This is a genomic window from Streptomyces sp. NPDC001401 (genome assembly GCF_042895385.1).
GTDB lineage: Bacteria > Actinomycetota > Actinomycetes > Streptomycetales > Streptomycetaceae > Streptomyces.
In genome coordinates this window covers 29,734-45,981 of sequence record NZ_JBIAWI010000026.1, presented here as the reverse complement: position 1 = coordinate 45,981, position 16,248 = coordinate 29,734, and the positions used below count along the sequence as shown (strand labels likewise).

General features: G+C 71.3%; 15 protein-coding genes. 8 read left to right on the top strand and 7 right to left on the bottom strand.

Annotated elements, in window-relative coordinates; genetic code table 11:
* Nucleotides 1–43: 43 nt before the first annotated feature.
* Nucleotides 44–862, bottom strand: a complete 819-nt coding sequence (locus tag ACFY10_RS49575) for a helix-turn-helix transcriptional regulator (RefSeq protein ID WP_390672000.1) — start codon at nt 860–862, stop codon at nt 44–46.
* Nucleotides 863–934: 72 nt separating this feature from the next.
* Here ACFY10_RS49575 and ACFY10_RS49570 point away from each other — a divergent pair, with 72 nt between their 5' ends.
* The 6 genes from ACFY10_RS49570 to ACFY10_RS49545 are packed head-to-tail and all read left to right on the top strand — an operon-like array spanning nt 935 to nt 7,213.
* Nucleotides 935–2,125 (top strand): pyridoxal-phosphate dependent enzyme, encoded by a 1,191-nt coding sequence (locus ACFY10_RS49570; protein WP_390671999.1) that lies wholly within the window; start codon nt 935–937, stop codon nt 2,123–2,125.
* Complete coding sequence (locus ACFY10_RS49565; protein WP_390671998.1) at nt 2,122–3,216, top strand: methyltransferase; 1,095 nt, start codon at nt 2,122–2,124, stop codon at nt 3,214–3,216. The genes ACFY10_RS49570 and ACFY10_RS49565 overlap by 4 nt, the downstream gene beginning before the upstream one ends.
* Nucleotides 3,217–3,220: 4 nt before the next feature.
* Nucleotides 3,221–4,633, top strand: a complete 1,413-nt coding sequence (locus ACFY10_RS49560) for an acetyl-CoA carboxylase biotin carboxylase subunit family protein (RefSeq protein WP_390671997.1) — start codon at nt 3,221–3,223, stop codon at nt 4,631–4,633.
* Nucleotides 4,630–5,514: a TauD/TfdA dioxygenase family protein gene (locus tag ACFY10_RS49555; RefSeq protein ID WP_390671996.1), complete on the top strand. Its 885-nt coding sequence runs from the start codon at nt 4,630–4,632 to the stop codon at nt 5,512–5,514. The genes ACFY10_RS49560 and ACFY10_RS49555 overlap by 4 nt, the downstream gene beginning before the upstream one ends.
* Nucleotides 5,511–6,290 carry an HpcH/HpaI aldolase/citrate lyase family protein gene (locus ACFY10_RS49550; RefSeq protein WP_390671995.1) on the top strand — a complete coding sequence of 260 codons (780 nt, stop codon included), beginning with the start codon at nt 5,511–5,513 and terminating at the stop codon, nt 6,288–6,290. The genes ACFY10_RS49555 and ACFY10_RS49550 overlap by 4 nt, the downstream gene beginning before the upstream one ends.
* A complete protein-coding gene (locus ACFY10_RS49545; protein WP_390671994.1) occupies nt 6,287–7,213 on the top strand; it encodes a PLP-dependent cysteine synthase family protein in 927 nt (308 codons plus the stop codon). Before ACFY10_RS49550 ends, ACFY10_RS49545 begins: the two co-directional genes overlap by 4 nt.
* Before the next feature lie 105 nt (nt 7,214–7,318).
* Here the strand turns inward: ACFY10_RS49545 and ACFY10_RS49540 are convergent, their stop codons facing one another.
* The 4 genes from ACFY10_RS49540 to ACFY10_RS49525 all read right to left on the bottom strand — a co-directional run bounded on the left by ACFY10_RS49540 (nt 7,319) and on the right by ACFY10_RS49525 (nt 11,450).
* A complete protein-coding gene (locus ACFY10_RS49540; RefSeq protein WP_390671993.1) occupies nt 7,319–8,713 on the bottom strand; it encodes an ATP-grasp domain-containing protein in 1,395 nt (464 codons plus the stop codon).
* The gene (gene epsC / locus ACFY10_RS49535) at nt 8,679–9,392 is read right to left on the bottom strand and encodes a serine O-acetyltransferase EpsC (RefSeq protein WP_390671992.1); all 714 of its coding nucleotides are present in this window, start codon (nt 9,390–9,392) and stop codon (nt 8,679–8,681) included. The genes ACFY10_RS49540 and epsC overlap by 35 nt, the downstream gene beginning before the upstream one ends.
* Nucleotides 9,393–9,431: 39 nt before the next feature.
* Nucleotides 9,432–10,634: an FAD-dependent oxidoreductase gene (locus tag ACFY10_RS49530; protein WP_390671991.1), complete on the bottom strand. Its 1,203-nt coding sequence runs from the start codon at nt 10,632–10,634 to the stop codon at nt 9,432–9,434.
* A gap of 465 nt (nt 10,635–11,099) precedes the next feature.
* Nucleotides 11,100–11,450, bottom strand: coding sequence for an antibiotic biosynthesis monooxygenase family protein (locus tag ACFY10_RS49525; RefSeq protein WP_390671990.1), 351 nt, complete (start codon nt 11,448–11,450; stop codon nt 11,100–11,102).
* A 600-nt stretch (nt 11,451–12,050) separates the two neighbouring features.
* On the opposite strand from ACFY10_RS49525, the gene ACFY10_RS49520 reads away from it, so the two are divergent.
* Both ACFY10_RS49520 and ACFY10_RS49515 read left to right on the top strand, forming a co-directional pair.
* Nucleotides 12,051–12,212 carry a hypothetical protein gene (locus ACFY10_RS49520; protein WP_390671989.1) on the top strand — a complete coding sequence of 54 codons (162 nt, stop codon included), beginning with the start codon at nt 12,051–12,053 and terminating at the stop codon, nt 12,210–12,212.
* Complete coding sequence (locus tag ACFY10_RS49515; RefSeq protein WP_390671988.1) at nt 12,206–12,511, top strand: hypothetical protein; 306 nt, start codon at nt 12,206–12,208, stop codon at nt 12,509–12,511. Before ACFY10_RS49520 ends, ACFY10_RS49515 begins: the two co-directional genes overlap by 7 nt.
* 264 nt (nt 12,512–12,775) lie before the next feature.
* On the opposite strand, the gene cydC is transcribed toward ACFY10_RS49515, so the two are convergent.
* A complete protein-coding gene (gene cydC / locus ACFY10_RS49510) occupies nt 12,776–14,527 on the bottom strand; it encodes a thiol reductant ABC exporter subunit CydC (RefSeq protein ID WP_390671987.1) in 1,752 nt (583 codons plus the stop codon).
* On the bottom strand, nt 14,521–16,236 hold the full coding sequence (gene cydD, locus ACFY10_RS49505; protein WP_390671986.1) for a thiol reductant ABC exporter subunit CydD: 1,716 nt from the start codon (nt 16,234–16,236) through the stop codon (nt 14,521–14,523). The genes cydC and cydD overlap by 7 nt, the downstream gene beginning before the upstream one ends.
* Between the last annotated feature and the right edge of the window lie 12 nt (nt 16,237–16,248).

Genomic DNA, 16,248 nt, shown 5'->3' with positions numbered 1-16,248 from the left:
TGGGGGGAGCCGGTGTCCGGCCCGGGCCGGCCGGAGCGGCCGTTCAGCCGGCCTGGTCCGCGATTGGACGGGACAGGGCAGGCGCACGCAGATCCGGCAGCGCGAGCAGGATCGGGGGATCGGTCCGCTCGCGGGGCCGCAGGCGCATCGCTACGCGAAGGGCCGCGCGCGTGCCGGCTGCTACCGCATCGCGCCGGTCCACGAACAGCAGGTGGCGGGTGCGTCGGTCCAGGCCGGTGGCGCGCGCGGCCGCGACGGCATGGACGAACCAGGTGCCGGGCGGCACGTTCGGCAGGACACAGCGCACGGTGTGGTCGCCGGCCGCATCGATGATCTTCGCGGCGACCGGCGGGCTCTGGAGGATGGGGGAGGGGAAGATCCCCACGTACACGCGCAGCCCCGGGCATCCGCGGGGAAGGGAAATCGTCACGGCCGCCGCCGTGCCGCGTGCCGCATGCAGGTGGCGCCCCGTCGGGGGGAGAGGGAGCGCGGCGCCCTCCGCGGGGTGACGGAACTGGCTCGGCGGCATGCCGACGCTGTGTGTGAAGTAGTTCGTGAACGAGCCCAGGCTCTGGTACCCGACGGCGGACGAGATGTCCGTGATCGTCCTCGAGGTGCTGAGCAGCATGCGTTTTGCCTGGTGGATGCGGACCGCGGAGAGGAACCGCCCCGGGGTGACGCCGGTGATGTCCCGGAATGTTCGGGCGAAGTGGAAGCGGCTGAGCAGGGCGCTCCTGGAGAGCTCGTCCAGCGAGACCGGCTCGCTGTACCTCTCCCAGATGTGATCGATTGCCCGCTCGATGCAGGCACGGGTGGCGCCGTCGTGAGCCTCGGGCGCTGCCCGGCGTCTGGCTGCTGTCACGACCAGCAGTGTGCGCTTGTGTGATATCGCTCCGGTCGAGCACGGCTTGAGAAACGCCCGAATCCGAGTGGAATGCATGCGGCACGCCGGGTGTCAGCAATATGGGATATGGCTCGGACCTTTTTGCCCGGCACATCCTGTGATGCATGCGAGGCGCCCGTCATCCCCGCCGGCGGAAGCCGCCGGCGTGAACGAGACGGCGGAGAGGAAATTCTCATGGACGAGGTCCGGAAGATTTTGGCGCCGGTAGTGGACGAACTACTGAAGCCGTTCAGCCACGTCGCCGATACCGAGCTGCAGAGCGTGGCCGCCATCCATGAACGGTATCCAGGGCTGGCCAGATTTCGTGAGCGGCTCGGGGACACGCCGCTCGTCGAGGTCCCGTCGAAGCCCGGTGGTGCGAAAATTCTCGCGAAGTGCGAATGGGGAAACCCGGCGGGCTCGGTAAAGGACCGCGTAGCCTACGCGCTCGTGTGCGAGGCCATCAGACGCCACGGGAACCGGCCGGCGGAGGAACTCCGGCTGGTGGAGTACTCGGGCGGGAACCTGGGCCTGGCGCTTTCCTATCTGTGCGCGGAAGCGGAAATCCCCCTGCGTCTGGTCGTGGCGTCGTTCACGTCGCAGAGCGTGCTGGACACGCTGCGCTCCCGCGGGACCTCGGTGGACATCGCTCCGCAGGAGGAGGGCTTCCTCGGCACGATCCGGCAGGCGCTGCGGATCGCGGACTCGGACGGCTCCTGGCAGATGCTGTTCCAGCACGTCAACCCCGTCAACCTGACCATGCATCAGGCGACCACGGGCACAGAGATCGTCAGGCAGCTGGACGGCCGCAAGCCGCACACCTGGGTCGCCGCCATCGGTACGGGCGGGACCCTCATCGGAGTGCTGAACATGCTGCGCACCGTCAGTCCCGGCGTCCGGGCGGTGGGCGTCACGCCGGCCGAATCCCCCTACGGGCACGGCGGGGCCCCGGCGACCCCCCAGGGGCTGTGCGGCACCGGCGGACTCGGGTACGGCCTCAAGCAGCCGTTCGTGAAGGCGTACGAGAGCGACGTCGCCGCGCACCAGCAGGTCTCCTATCCGGAAGCACTCGAGGGCGCCGCGGAATTCTTCAGCCTGACCGGCACCCGGATCGGCACGTCCGCCTCGGCGAACTGGCTGGTCGCGCGCAGGATTGCCGCACAGCTGCCGTCCGACGAGCTGGTGGTCACCATGTTCGCCGACGCCGGGAATCCCGAGCAGTGGGAAGCGATAGCGAAATGACCACGCCGCCCGAGGGGCCGCCGGCGGGGCCCGAGCATGTCCTGGAGCAGTTCCGGGATCTTGCGGTCGGCCCGACCAGGTTCATGACCGTGTACGCCTGCTACGAGCTCGGCGTCCTGGACCAGCTCCGCAAGCATGACGGCACCGGGCTTGCGGCCGCACGCATGGCCGAGGCGGCCGGTGTCCGTCCGGATGCCGTGGAGCAACTGCTGCACCTTCTCGTCAAGGAAGACCTCGTCGCCTACGACCAGAGCAGCGGCGGCTACCGGGCCAGCGGCCTCGCCCGCCTGTCCGACGAGGAGTTCGCGCGGGCCGTCCGCCTGATGACCATGATCAAGGAAGTCTGCCTGCGGCAGCTCTACTACCTGACCGACAGCGTGCGGACGGGAAAGGTGGTGGCCCTGGAAAAGATCTTCGGGTTCCACGGCGACCTCTACGAGGCGTGCGCCGAACACGACGAGCTGCGCGGAGCATGGTCGGCGATGATGGATCAGACGACGTCCCTCATCGACCCCTGGTTCTTCGACAACGTCGACATCGGGTACGGCAGCAAGGTGCTCGACCTGGCGGGACATACCGGACTGGGCGCGATCCTGACGCGCAAGTACAACCCGGAAAAGAATCTGCAGGTAGCCTGCTTCGATTTTCCTCAGAAGCGGGAGGACGCGCTGGAGAACTTCCGCGCGCACGGTGTCGAGGAATCCTGCTCCTTCATCGGCGGCGACGTGTACGACGGCCTTCCCGAAGGCTTCGACGTCGTCCTCGTAAAGCATTTCCTCGATCAGCTCGGCAAGGAAAACGTATTCCGGGTGCTTCGCGCCGTGTACGACTGCCTGGAGCCTGGTGGCCGGATCTATGCCCTGGTCCCGACCTACCCGGAGGACGTGAAGGAGTCGAGCCAGGCAGATTTCTTCCCGGCGTATTTCCTTGGCTGCAGCACGGCCGAGGGGGGGCCGCAGAAAGTCTCCACCTACAGACAGTGGATGGAGGAATGCGGTTTCACCGCCATAGAGACGATCACCCATGAGGCGGACAAGCGGCCTCCCGAGATGATCCATGTGCACAGCATTCTCTGCGGAGTAAAGGAATAGTCCGGTGACGAAGCGCATCCTGCTGGTGCACGGCCGGGGCGGTCCGCCCATCGATTTCGTGCTGCCCCGGCTGGCCGCCCGGGCAGAGGTCCACGTGCTCGCACTGCGGCCGCTGCCGGCCGAGGCGGAGGCGTTGTGCGCCTCGGTCCATCCCGCCCATGAGCAGCGGCCCAAGGGCGACGAACTCGTCGACGCGATCGTGGCCGCTGCCGAACGGGTCGGTGCGCACGCGCTGTTCGGCCCGTCGGAGTACACGGTGGTCCCGGTGGCACGGGCGGCCGACCGGCTGGGCCTTCCCGGCCCGGGCGCGGGGGCGGCGGCATCGCGCGACAAGCGATTGATGCGGGCCGCGTGGGAGAAGGCCGCAGTGCCGCAGCCGGCGTACCGGACGGTGGCTTCGGCGGCGGACCTGCGCCGGGCGTTCGGCGAGTTGCAGCCGCCGCTGTTGCTCAAGTCGGCCTGGGGCGCCGGCTCGACCGCGCAGCTGGTCATCTCCTGCCAGGAGCAGATCGCGGCGGCGTGGCAGGAGGCGACGGCGGTGATGAGGGCGGCGGACGCGGCGAACATATTGATGCTGGAGGTGCCGGGCGCGGAGAACGACTTCCTCGTCGAGGAGATCATCCCGGGGACGACGCAGTCGTGGTGGGAAGACGAAAGCGGCTACGGCGACTATCTGAGCGTGGAGGGAATGGTCATCGAGGGTGTGTATCACCCGATCTGCATCACCTCGAGGCTGCCGACGATCCCGCCGTTCATGGAGCTGTGCAACATCGCGCCGTGCGAACTCCCGGTACCGCTGCAGCGCGCGATCGAATCGGTGGCCCGCGCCTCGGTCGACGCTCTCGGTCTGCGGACGTGCGGCACGCACACGGAGGTCAAGCTGATGGCGGACGGGGGGCTCGCGCTGATCGAGTCCGCCGGCCGGTTCGGCGGCGCCATGATCCTTGCGCAGCTGGAGCATGTCTACGGCCTCGACCTGGTCGGAATGCTGGCGGATGCGCTGCTCGGACTCCCGGTCGAGGCGCCCAGTTCCCTGCTGACCCCGCAGGACGCCAAGGGGGCCGCGTGCACGCTGTCCCTTCTCGCCACGAACGCCGTGGGAGAGCCGTGGTCGAAGGACCTGGTCTGGGACAGCCGCGTGGTCGACTGGCCGTCCCTGGTGAGCCCCGGCACGAGCATCGAGACCGCGCCGGGACTGACGATCCCGGACGGGACGCCCATGCCGAAATACCGGCAGAGCGGCGGGAAGCTGGGGCTCGGCGGAGTTCTCTACCTGACGTCGGCGGATCCCGCAACGCTCGTGCACGACGCGTACGCGGTGCTCAACGGCCTGGAGGACGCGCTGGCGCGGGGATGGGACGAGCAGGCCCGCGGCGGCCCGGAAAGCACAAAAAAGACAAAGGGGGTGAGCGGATGAGCGGCATCGGCATCCGGCGCATCGGCGGCCGCATCGGCGCCGAGATCACCGGTATCGACCTGGGTGCCACGATCCCGGATCAGCTGTTCTGCGAGATCAAGCAGGCGTTCCTCGACCACAAGGTGCTGTTCTTCCGCGATCAGGAGATCAGTGACGAGCAGCAGGTGGCCTTCGCCGGCCGATTCGGCCCGCTCACCCACCGGCATCCGCTCATGCGCACCGCCGAGCACAGCCCCCAGGTCCTCGTCGTGGACGGCGAGGACCAACGGGCCAACCACTGGCACTGCGACATCAGCTTCACCCAGACCCCGTCCCTGGCAACCTCGCTGCGCAGCGTGGTGCTGCCGCCGTACGGCGGAGACACGCTGGTGACCAGCGGCGAGGCCGGCTACCGGGATCTGCCCGCCGAACTGCGGGAGATCGCCGACCGGCTCTGGGCGGTGCACACCAACCGGGCGGAACAGCCGCGCCTGGGCACCCAGCGCGGTGACGCAGTGCGCCGGGCCTTTTTGGCCAGGCGGTTCGAGACCGCGCACCCGGTCGTCCGGGTCCACCCGGAGACGGGCGAACCCTCCCTGTTCCTCGGCGGCTTCGCCCAGCGCCTGGTCGGCATGACCCTGCGCGAATCGCGGCCGATCATCGATGTGCTGCAGTCGTACGCACTGCGCCCGGAGAACCAGGTCCGCTGGAAGTGGCGGCCGAAAGACGTGCTCATCTTCGACAACCGCTGCACACAGCATTACGGCGTCGACGACTACGACGGCCACCGGCGCCTGCTGCACCGGGTCTCGGTCACCGGCGATGTGCCGGTCGGCCTGGACGGCAAACGCAGCTACACGATCCACGCCGACGACGGGGATGAGGGAGGGCAAGAGACATGACGTTGCCGGATTCGTTTGCGCGGCGGCTGCGTGCCCGCGAGCCGCTTGCCGGGTACTGGATCTCGGGGGACAACCCGGTCGCGACCGAACGCATCGCCCGGCTCGGCTATGACTACATCGGGGTCGACGGGCAGCACGGGGTGCTGTCGCAGCCGGGCTGGAGCGCCGCGATGATGGCGGTGGACGCGGGGCAACGCGCCGCGGGCCTGATCCGGGTTCCCTCCGTGGACCCGATCGCCATCGGGGCCGCGCTGGACACCGGAGCGCGGGGCGTGATCGTGCCCATGGTCGAATCGCCGGAGCAGGCGGAGACCGCCGTACGGGCCACCAGGCACTGGCCCGCCGGGACCCGCAGCCTGGCCGGCCCCGTACGGGCGCAGTTCCGGCTCGGTGACGTGCCGGCCGAGATCGACGAGGGCGTGGTCTGCATCGTCATGATCGAGACGCTGGCCGCCCTGACCGACCTCGAGAAGATCTGCGCGACACCGGGTCTGGACGCCGTCTACCTGGGGCCGGCCGACCTGTCCGTGGCACTGGGCGGACGGTACTTCGGCGATCCCGAGGTGCAGCCGGCCCTGCTCGAAGCGACGGCCGCCATCGCCGACGCCGCACGGCAGGCGGGAATCGCCGCAGGCATCCACTGCATGGACGGCACGAGCGCGGCCCGGTGGCTGTCGGACGGCTACACCTTCGCCACCGTCTCCAGCGACATCACCCACCTCGAACAGGCCGCCGCCGCGCACCTGGCAGCAGCGCGCGGGGCGGCAGTCTCATGACCGCGCACGGCCGGATCTACCAGTCCATGGAGGAACTGGTCGGCGGCACCCCCCTGCTGCAGTACCGGCTGCCGGGCGCGGCGGCGGGCGCGCGGACGCTGGCGAAGCTCGAAATGCTCAACCCGCTCGCCAACGTCAAGGACCGCGCGGCGCTCTACATGTTCCGCGCCGCCCGGCAATCGGGGCAACTGCCGCCGGGCGGAACGGTGATCGAGTGCTCGTCCGGCAGCACCGGCATCTCCCTTGCGGCGCTGTGCCAACTGCACGGTCACCGCTGCATCATCGTCATGCCGGACAACGCCACCGTGGAACGGCAGTTGATACTGCGCAAGCTGGGGGCCGAGATCGAGTTCGTCCCCCATGGCGACGGACTGCCGGCCGCATGGGCGTACGCGGAGCGGCTGCAGAAATCCACCCCCGGCTCCTGGCTTCCGCACCAGGACACCAACCCCGCCAACGTACTGGCGCACTACGAGACGACCGGCCCCGAGCTGTGGCGCGACACCGCGGGCGACATGGACGTGCTCGTCTGCGGGGTCGGCACGGGCGGGACGCTGACCGGGATCGCACGGTTCCTCAAGGAGCGACGCGAGGTGCATGTGGTCGCGGTCGAGCCCACCGGGTCGGCCGTCCTCTCGGGAGGCGAGGCGGGACCCCACTGCATCCCCGGGATCGGTGCGGGCTACGTCTCGCAGATCACGGACCTTGCCCTCATCGACGAGGTGATCGCGGTGTCCGACGACGACGCGGCCACCACGAGCCGGGAGATCACCCGGGCCACCGGACTGCTCGCCGGGATCTCGTCGGGGGCGGCGGCACATGCCGCCCGTCTCCTGTCCCGGCAACCACAGTGGTCCCAGGCGACGATCGTCGCGGTGTTTCCCGATTCCGGCGAACGCTATCTTTCGGTCGGCGCGGACTAGGACGGGTGCGCATCCCCTGCGCCGAAGCTCCGGTCGTTCCGGGCGACTTGCCGAGGTCACCCGGACAACCGGAGCTTCGGCGCAGGGGCATGGGACGTCAGGGCATCACGACGCTGCTGTGACCCGAGGGCCCGGCAGGGCAATCCGTGCGGGCCGCGAAACGCCGTCCTCACCCCGTACCTGGATCCGGATGGTGTCCTGGAGGACCTCCTCGGCACGGCGCAGGGCCATGTCGCCGGTGGCCGCTGCGGTGGCCACCAGCCCCAGACGGTCCCAGGAATTCTCGACCGAGCGGACGGTGTCTCCCGGCTTCACCCACATCTGGGCCGTCAGGACGCCCGGCTCCGATCGTGCCTCCTGGACCCCTGTTATTGATTCCACCTGTCCCGGGCCGCTGACAAGGAATCGCACGGCCGCGGCGCCCTGCGCCTGCGGTGGCAGGGAAATCTCGGGCACCAGCCCGAACGGCCAGCCGAGCGCATAGGTTTCGAGATCGATTCCGTAGGCACCTTGTACGAGTTGATTGATGGCGCCGCCGCCGTAACGGTTGTGCGACTCGATCACCACGGGTCCTCGCTCGCTGAGCCTGAACTCCGTGTGCGCGGGCCCGTCCCGCAGCCCCATGGCATCGAGGAAGCCGCTCATGGCGTCACGCACGCCGGCCTGGGCGGCGTTGTCCAGCCGGGCGGGCATGACGTGGGAGAAGGCCGCGAAACTGTCGGCGGCGAGATGCGTCTCGGTGATCCCGATCAGCACATGGCGGCCATGGAAGCTGAAGGATTCCGCACTGAATTGAGGACCGTCGACGTACTCTTCCATCATGAAGCCGTCGACGGAGAACGGCATGGTGGTGCGGGCCATGGGATGCCCGTTCAGTGCGCTCACCATGTCCCATGCGGCCTCCGCTGTTTCGGGGCCGGTGACCTGGAATACGCCGTAACTTCCCGTCCCGTTCCTCGGCTTGACCACGAACCGGTAACCGTACTGCTCGGCGAATTCATCGATGTCATGCCGCTTCGCCAGCGGCGCCGCGGCGGCGGTGGCCGCTTTGTTGCCGGCCGTGGCCAGGCGGCGGCGCATGGCCAGTTTGTCCCTGAAGCGCCTGGCCGCCTCGAGCCCGGTGCCGCCCAGAGAGAAGAGATCATTGAGCAGGCCCGCGCCTTCCAGGCCGGGCTCGGTGAGGGAGACGACGGCGGTGAATCCCGTGGTGTCCCACACGTCACGGGCTGCCGTTTCCAGCGCGGTCACATCCGTGTAGTCCACGGCCAGGACCACATCCGCCTTTTCGCACGGTGCTTCCGCAAGCTTGTGGGGATGCTGCAGCACGATGACGTGCAGCCCCAGGTCCTTTGCCTTGGTGACCGTACGGTCGGTGGCGCCGACCAGAAGCACCGTCGAATCCGCTTGCACGCTTCCTCCGCTTCTTTCCGGGTGAGGGCGAGATGGCGAGGGACGGGCCGGCCTCTCAGGGCATCCACGCCGTCCGGGGCAGTGCGGCATACGATTTCGGCGGCGCTTTCGCAGCTGCCACATGAGTGTCGGCGGGCACATCCGTCAGGACGAGGGCCTGTGCCCCGATCACTGCTCTGTCGCCGACGACCACTGGCCCCAGGACGGTGGAGCCGGCGCCCAGCACGCAACCACTGCCGATCACCGGGTGCCGCCGTTCCCCGGGCGGCCTGCGGTTGTCCCGCCACCAGCCGACCGCCCCGAGGGTGACCTGGTGATAAATGGTGACGTCATCGCCCACCACTGCCGTTTCGCCGATCACCACGGCCGCACCGTGGTCAATAAGTACTCTGCGGCCCACCGTGGCACCCGGATGGATCTCCGTACCGGTGAGCGCCCGGGCACAGATCATCAGGGCGCGCGCGGTCAGCCGAGCGCCTCGTTTATGCAGGAGGTGCGCCACGCGGTGGACGCACAGGGCGGGAAGCGCCGGATGCAGCAGGGCTTCCGCGGACGTCCGTATGGACGGGTCACGCTCGACGACGGTGCGGATGTCCTCGGCGAAAAGAGGGATCAGATCCGCCGGTGCGTACGGCCTCGGCAGGTCGGGCTTCCCGGCCGGATCGGGCCGCCCGCGGTCGGCCACGAGCCTGGCCGGCAGGACACGGCCCGCCTGCGAGCCGGCATCGTGCCGGGACCGATCCCGGCTGGAGCGTCGTCGCCTGTTCATCGTGCCCTTTCGGCCGTGTGTCTTAAAACGTCGACGGGCTCACGCCGCCCAAGCGGTGACCGCCCACCGGGTGACCTCGTGGAGCGCTGCGTCCTTACGCCCGCGCAGGCTCATGGCGGTATTGCGCACAAGCGACCGGACGGTGCCCGCTCCCTGGTCCAGCAGGCCCTGGCGGCGGGAAAGAAGTGCCACCCGGGCGGTGCGCTCCACGCGCTGCTGCTGGTAGGCGCGCAGCGCGGTGTCGAAGTCGCCGCGACCGCCGTCCACGACGTGCGTGCGCAGCTGCGAGGCGAGGACGACGGCGTCTTCGAGCGCCATGTTCGCCGCTTGTCCCAGGGCCGGGGCCATGGGATGCGCCGCGTCGCCGAGCAGGACCACGCGGCCGTCCACCCACCGCGAGACGGGGTCGCGATCGTGGACGTCGGTGACCGCGACATCGGCGGGGTCGCTCTCGGTGATGAGCCGCACGATCTCGGCGGGCCATCCGGCGATCAGCTCCGCCAACGCCCGTTGCGCCGCTTCCGGTCCGAGCTGCGGCCAGGTCCCCGACGCAGCGGTGATCTTGGCCGTCCAGTACAGCGTGCCGTCGGCAACCGGAGCGGCAAATATCTGCACGCCGTTCCCGTTGGCCACGAAGCCCTGGGGCCATGGCCAGTCGCCCGGGGTGTGGCTGCGCACCGAGGTGTAACCGCAGTACCGGGGCGGTCCGTCGGCGACCATCCGCTCGCGCACCGACGACCAGATCCCGTCCGCGGCCACCAGCAGGTCCGCCAAGTGGGTGCTGCCGTCGGACAACCGCAAGGAGACCGGGCCGTGATCCGCCTCGTAGTCGCACACCACCGTGCCCATCCGGACCTCGGCACCGGCAAAGGAGACCTCGTCGATCAGCGCGTTCTGCACGGCCGTGCGCAGGATCGAGATCGACGGAGTCCCGTCGGGCCAGCCCAGCCGGCCGATCTTCTCCCGCGCGAGAACCCGGCCGGAGGCGCCCAGCAGCACCCGCTCCTCATCCGGCCCGATCACATGCCCTAATTCGCGCAGGCGCCGGCCGAGCCGGCTGCTGACGGCATCCGCGGCGGCCACGCCGTTCGGGTAGAGCATCAGGCCCGAGCCCGCGGGCCCGAAGCTCGGTGCGCGTTCGACGACCGTCACCTCGAGGCCGCACCGTGCCAGTGCCGCCGCTGCGGCCAGCCCGCCGATGCCACCACCCACGACGGTCGCGGTGAACCGCTCGGCCGTCATGGCCGCGCCACCATGCCTGCCGGATTGTCGGTGCTCCCGTAATCCATGACGACAAGGATGTGGCGTCCGGGCCGCTCGGCCCATCTCCGATATTGCTCAGCCCGCACCGACGCCAGGGTGCGGGCCCACGCCGTGCGCGCCGCGCCACCACCCTCGACGCCGGCCACCAGCTCGCAGCCCTCGGTCCCGGCCGGGACCTGGCAGGCGAGGGCGACACTCTGCGACCTCGCAGATCAAGCGCAAGGAGGCCTGGACCCTGCCCGACGGCCGCGATGTCCCGGTCGTCTCCCTGACCGGCCTCGACGAGGCGTACGGCACGGCTTTCCTCCGGGGCGATGTCGCCCCGGCGGTGATGGCCCGCGTGGATCAGGCGCTCCGTGCCGTCCTCGACCTCTGCCCCCGGCCCGGCCGGCTTTGCGAGGAAGCCTGAGTGTGGCGCGGCCGTCCGTGTCTGCTGTTGCCGTGTCAGACGTTGATCTGCTCGAAGATGTGCGGGTAGGAGACGACGTCGTCGGGGAAGTCGGCGGCCATGCGCTGGAACTCCGGGCTGCTGAACGCTGCCGCAAGTGCCTCGGTCGATTCCCAGATCGCGATGTTCATCAGCAGCTGACTGTCTGCCGTTCCCTTGTGCATCTGCAGGGAGACGAACCCCGGCTGTGCCTTCATGAATTCTGCCTGCCTGCGGAAAAGGGGCAGGAATTCTTCGGTCTTTTCCTTCGGGACGAGGAAGGTGTTGGCCAGGACGATGGGGCCGGTCTTCTCCTGGAACTGGGCGAACATCGGCGTGATCGGGTCCAGGCTCTGCAGCTTTGCCATTTTCGGTACTCCCTCTCGCTATCGGTTTCGGCTCCGGGGCCGGACATCGCCGCAGTGGATTCGACGATGTTTACGGCGCTCGCTTGTCCCTGCGGGTACTGCTGCTTTGTGGGGACTGTTCCATCATCCCGGCAAAAACGGGCCGTGAAGTCAGCCGCAATTCCTGTCCCAAAGGGCGACTGCGGTCGGACAGCGTGAAGCCGCGTCATACCCGGGGATGACCACAAGGGCGGCTGAGCGCGGCAGGCAGACGCGCCGCTGTGCCGCCGGCAGCCCGCCCCGCACGTGGCGGTCTACCTGGCCCTGGGCTTGGCGCTGGTCCGCGGTGAGGACGACGACGAGGTTGTCGCCCGCGTGATCGAGCCGCTGTGGCGGGTCGCAGCCGGCCCCGAACTGCCCGGAGTGAAGGCCCACAAGATCTTGAAAGGAGCTGCTCGGCCCGGCCGGCCGGAGGCCGCGCTCCAAGAGCCCCGACCGGCCGAACCCGGCTGGTCGAACAGGAGGTCTCCGGGCTGCTGTTGACGCAGTACACACTCGCCGCGCCGATGTGCCGGGTGGCTTCGGACGCCGGGCCCGGCCCCGACCGGCCCAAAGCAGCGGGTGCTGGACGCCCTGCGTGCCCTCGCCGGGACCGAGCGCACCACCGTGCTGGTGGTCACCCACCGCCCCCGGGTCATGGAACACGCGGACACGGTGTTCCACGCCGCGCACGGCTCGGTCGACATCCGGCCGCGCCTGCGGGAAGGACAGCCCGCATGGTGAGGCGTCCAGCCCCCGCAGTTGCCTGGGTCCGGCTGGTTCTCGCGGCCCTGGCGACGGCGCTGTGCGAGGCGTCGGCGCTGGCCCTGACCGCCACCGCCGCCTGGCTCGTCTGCCGGGCCTTCGAGCAACCCCCGCTGGCCGCCCTGTCGTTGGCGGTGGTCGCGGTCCGCGCCCTGGCGCTCGTGCGCGGCACCCTGCGCTACGGCGAGCGGCTGGCGGGTGTGTCAATTCAACGGCAGACCCAGGCCGCCGGGCAGCACGTCATGCATACCGGGGGAGTGGGACAGCCGGGCGGGTGAGGCGACGCCGTGCGCGGCCCACGCGGCCATGCCCGCCAGACCCACCAGGCCCCGGCCCGGCCGGGCAAGCAACTCCTGCCCGCACAACGGGGCGCGCTTGCCTCGCCTCGTCGCCTCGAGAGGACGCGAGGCCCGGGCGTTGACCGGCGCCTCTGGCGCCCGCGCTGTGCGTGGGCCTGGCGGCGCTGGTCCCCGCGGCGCCGGTGGCCGGCCCGGCGGGCAACCCCGCTGCCCGCACGCCCGCCGGGCCCACCGTGCCCGCCCTCAGGGCACGGTGAGCCCGGGCTCCGTGCGCTGCTCGGCCTCGTGTTCGGCGGTGTACTGGTCGCGGTAGTAGCCCTCCTGGGCGAGGAGTTCGGTGTGGCTGCCGCGCTGGACGACGTGCCCGGCGCGCAGCACCACGATCTCGTCGGCCAACTCGAGGCCGCGCAGGCGGTGGCTGACCAGCAGGAGGGCCCGCTCGCCCGCCGCGGCCAGGGTGTCGCCGAGCAGGGCGCCGGCCGTGCGGGGATCGAGGGACTCGGTGGGTTCGTCCAGAACGAGGACGCGGGGATCGACGAGCAGGGCCGCGGCCAGCGCCAGCCGCTGGCGCTGGCCGCCCGCCAACTCGGCCGCATCGTCCCCCACTTCGGCATCCAGGCCGCCCGGCAGGGCACCAATCCACGCGGCGGCACCCGCCTGCTCGAGGGCGGACCACAGCTCGGCGTCGCCGGCGTCCGGCCGGCCGATCCTGAGCACGGAGCGGACCGTGCCGGCGAAGACGTAGTGCTCCTGGGTGAGCCCGCACACCAGACGGGGCCGCAGCTGCCGGCCCGCTGTCCGCTCGACCGGCACACCGTTGAGCGTCACCTGTCCCGCCGCGGGGCGGACGAACCCCAGCGCGGCGGCGAGCACGGTGGACTTGCCCGCGCCGCTCGGCCCGACCAGGGCGACCTTGCGCCCCGGGGGCAGCGACAGGCCGAATCCGCTCAAAGCCGGCCGGGACGCTCCCTTGGGCACCACGGTGACATCGTCGAACTTCAGGGTGAGCGGGCCCGCGGGCACCGGGTGCGGGTGTTCGGGTTCGGGCACGGGCGGGCGGGCGTGCAGCACTTCCCGCACCCGCCGCAGCCCGTGGCCGAGTTCACCCAACCGCTCCGCCGCCCCCTGCACGGGAGCGCTCGTCTCCACGGCGGCGAGCGCGGTCAGGGTCAGGACGGCGACGGTGACCGGGCCGAGCCGCCCGGCGTCCTGGGCCCGCGCGGCGAGCACCGCCACCGCGCCGGTCGTCACCAGCCGGACCAGGAGCCCCGCGGCGCCGGCACTGGCCCCGCGCAGCGCCACGGAGCCCTCCAGCCGGGCGACGGCCCGCGCGGCGGCCTGCTCGCGCCCGGTGGCGGCGGCCGACGCCCCGCAGACCGCGAGGTCCTCGGCCCCCTCGATGAGGTCCACGCTGCGCACCGCCAGCATGGAGCGGGCCCGCGCCAGGCGTACCCGCGCCCGGTCCAGGGCAAGAGCCGCCGCCGCCGGCAGCAGCACCGAACCGGCCAGCAGGCCGCAGCCCAGCGCGGCACCGGCCGCGGGCAGCTGCAGCCAGACCCAGGCGGTGACACCGGCGCCGACCGTGAGCGCCGCGAGCGCGGGCAAGACCACCCGGATCACCAGGTCCTGCACCGCCTCCACGTCCGCGAGCAGCCGGGTGAGCAGGTCGCCGCGGCGAAACGCGCCCTGCCCGGACGGGGCCAGGGGCTCCAGGGCGTCGAAGAACCGGCCGCGCACCCGCTCCATGATCCGCAGCGCCGCGTCATGCCCGGCCAGCCGCTCGCCGTAGCGCAGGGTGCCGCGCACGAGCGCCAGGGCGCGGACCGCGACCACCGCCAACGACAGGGCGGCCAGCGGGGGTTGCTCGAAGGCCCGGCAGACGAGCCAGGCGGCGGTGGCGGTCAGGGCCAGCGCCGACGCCTCGCACAGCGCCGTCGCCAGGGCCGCGAGAACCAGCCGGACCCAGGCAACTGCGGGGGCTGGACGCCTCACCATGCGGGCTGTCCTTCCCGCAGGCGCGGCCGGATGTCGACCGAGCCGTGCGCGGCGTGGAACACCGTGTCCGCGTGTTCCATGACCCGGGGGCGGTGGGTGACCACCAGCACGGTGGTGCGCTCGGTCCCGGCGAGGGCACGCAGGGCGTCCAGCACCCGCTGCTCCGTCTGGCCGTCCAGCCGCGCGGTCGGCTCGTCGAGCAGCAGCAGCGCCGGCCTGCGCAGCAGGGCGCGGGCCAGCGCGATCCGTTGCCGTTCACCGGCGCTGAGCTGGGCGCCGCCGTCGCCGAGCAGGGTCGCCGGGCCATCGGGCAGTGCCGCCACGAAATCGGCGGCCCCCGCCGCGGCCAGCGCCTGCCACACCTCGTCGGGGCCGGCGCCGGGGCGGCCGAGGCGGACGTTGTCCGCCAGCGACATGGCGAACAGGTGCGGCCGCTGCGGCACCACCCCGAGCACGTCGCCCCAGGCCGCGCCGGGAACGTACGGCAGCGGGTGGGACCCGATGCGGATCTCGCCGCCGAGCGGTGCGAGCTGGCCGGCGAGGGTGCGCAGCAGCGTGCTCTTGCCCGCGCCGCTGGGCCCGGTCAGCGCATGGCAGCGGCCCGGTTCGAGCGTCAGCGACACCTCCCTCAGCACGGGAGGGCCGCCCGGGAACCCGACCGTCAGCCGGTCCAGGACGAGGGGGGTCAGGGCCGGGCTGGGCACCTCCACCACCGGATGCGGCCCCGGCGCGGCGGGCCGCACCGGCACGGGGGCGGCCGCCCTGATCCGGCGGGCCTGCTCGAGTACGGCCCGGCCCTCCTGGCTCGCATGGAAGCGCAGCGCCAGCGAGCGCAGCGGGCGGTACGCCTCCGGTGTGAGCAGCAGGACGGCCAGGCCCGCGGTGAGCGGCATGTCCCCGGCCAGCAGCCGGAAGCCGACCGGCACCGCGATCAGGGCGACGGCCAGGGTGGTCATGGTCTCCAGGACGAACGACGACAAGAACGCCTGCCGCAGGGCGGCCATCGTGACCACCCGGTGCTCGGCAGCGGCCGCGCGGATCCGCCGGGCCGCATCGTCCTGCCGCCCGAACACCCGCAGGGTGGTCAGGCCGCCCACCGCCTGACGGAAGCGTTCGCCCAGGCGCAGCAGCACCCTCCAGTGCCGCTCGGTACGCGCCTTGGTGTGCAGTCCGACGACGGCGAGCACCAGCGGGACGAAGGGGAGGGTGACCAGCACGGTCAGCCCGGAGGGCACATCGAGCAGCAGCAGCGTGCACACCACGGTGGGCGGCACCACGACGGCCTGCGGCAGCACGGCCACGGCGCCCGAGACGTAGCCGTCCAGCGCGTCCGCGCCGCGCGTCAGCACGGCCACCACGGCGGCGGGCGCCGGCCCCGCGCCCCGGATCCGGCCCCGGCCCGCGGCCTCGACCAGCTCTGCGCGCAACGCCTGCTGCACCCGCGTCGCCTCCCGCGCCGGATACCAGCGCTCCCACCACACGAGCCCGCACCGGGCCGCGACGACCCCGGCGACCAGGGGCACCGGCACCGCGGCGAAGGCCTCGCGGGAGCCGCCGTGGAAGAGGGCGGCCAGCACCCGGGCCAGCAGCAGCGCCTGGGCGACGACCAGCGCGCCGCCGAGCGCCGCACCGGCCGTGCACACCAGGAGGAACACCTTCACGCGCGGGTGGATCCGCACCAGTTCGGCATCGAGCGGTCCGTGCTTCATGCGTCCCCCGGG

Excerpts from the sequence above, each read along its gene's own strand:
- ACFY10_RS49570 (WP_390671999.1), top strand. The coding sequence starts at position 935 with ATGCATGCGGCACGCCGGGTGTCAGCAATATGGGATATGGCTCGGACC.
- ACFY10_RS49565 (WP_390671998.1), top strand. The coding sequence starts at position 2,122 with ATGACCACGCCGCCCGAGGGGCCGCCGGCGGGGCCCGAGCATGTCCTG.
- ACFY10_RS49555 (WP_390671996.1), top strand. The coding sequence starts at position 4,630 with ATGAGCGGCATCGGCATCCGGCGCATCGGCGGCCGCATCGGCGCCGAG.
- ACFY10_RS49550 (WP_390671995.1), top strand. The coding sequence starts at position 5,511 with ATGACGTTGCCGGATTCGTTTGCGCGGCGGCTGCGTGCCCGCGAGCCG.
- ACFY10_RS49545 (WP_390671994.1), top strand. The coding sequence starts at position 6,287 with ATGACCGCGCACGGCCGGATCTACCAGTCCATGGAGGAACTGGTCGGC.
- ACFY10_RS49540 (WP_390671993.1), bottom strand. The coding sequence starts at position 8,713 with ATGCCGCACTGCCCCGGACGGCGTGGATGCCCTGAGAGGCCGGCCCGT.
- epsC (WP_390671992.1), bottom strand. The coding sequence starts at position 9,392 with ATGAACAGGCGACGACGCTCCAGCCGGGATCGGTCCCGGCACGATGCC.
- ACFY10_RS49530 (WP_390671991.1), bottom strand. The coding sequence starts at position 10,634 with ATGACGGCCGAGCGGTTCACCGCGACCGTCGTGGGTGGTGGCATCGGC.
- ACFY10_RS49525 (WP_390671990.1), bottom strand. The coding sequence starts at position 11,450 with ATGGCAAAGCTGCAGAGCCTGGACCCGATCACGCCGATGTTCGCCCAG.
- ACFY10_RS49515 (WP_390671988.1), top strand. The coding sequence starts at position 12,206 with ATGGTGAGGCGTCCAGCCCCCGCAGTTGCCTGGGTCCGGCTGGTTCTC.
- cydC (WP_390671987.1), bottom strand. The coding sequence starts at position 14,527 with ATGGTGAGGCGTCCAGCCCCCGCAGTTGCCTGGGTCCGGCTGGTTCTC.
- cydD (WP_390671986.1), bottom strand. The coding sequence starts at position 16,236 with ATGAAGCACGGACCGCTCGATGCCGAACTGGTGCGGATCCACCCGCGC.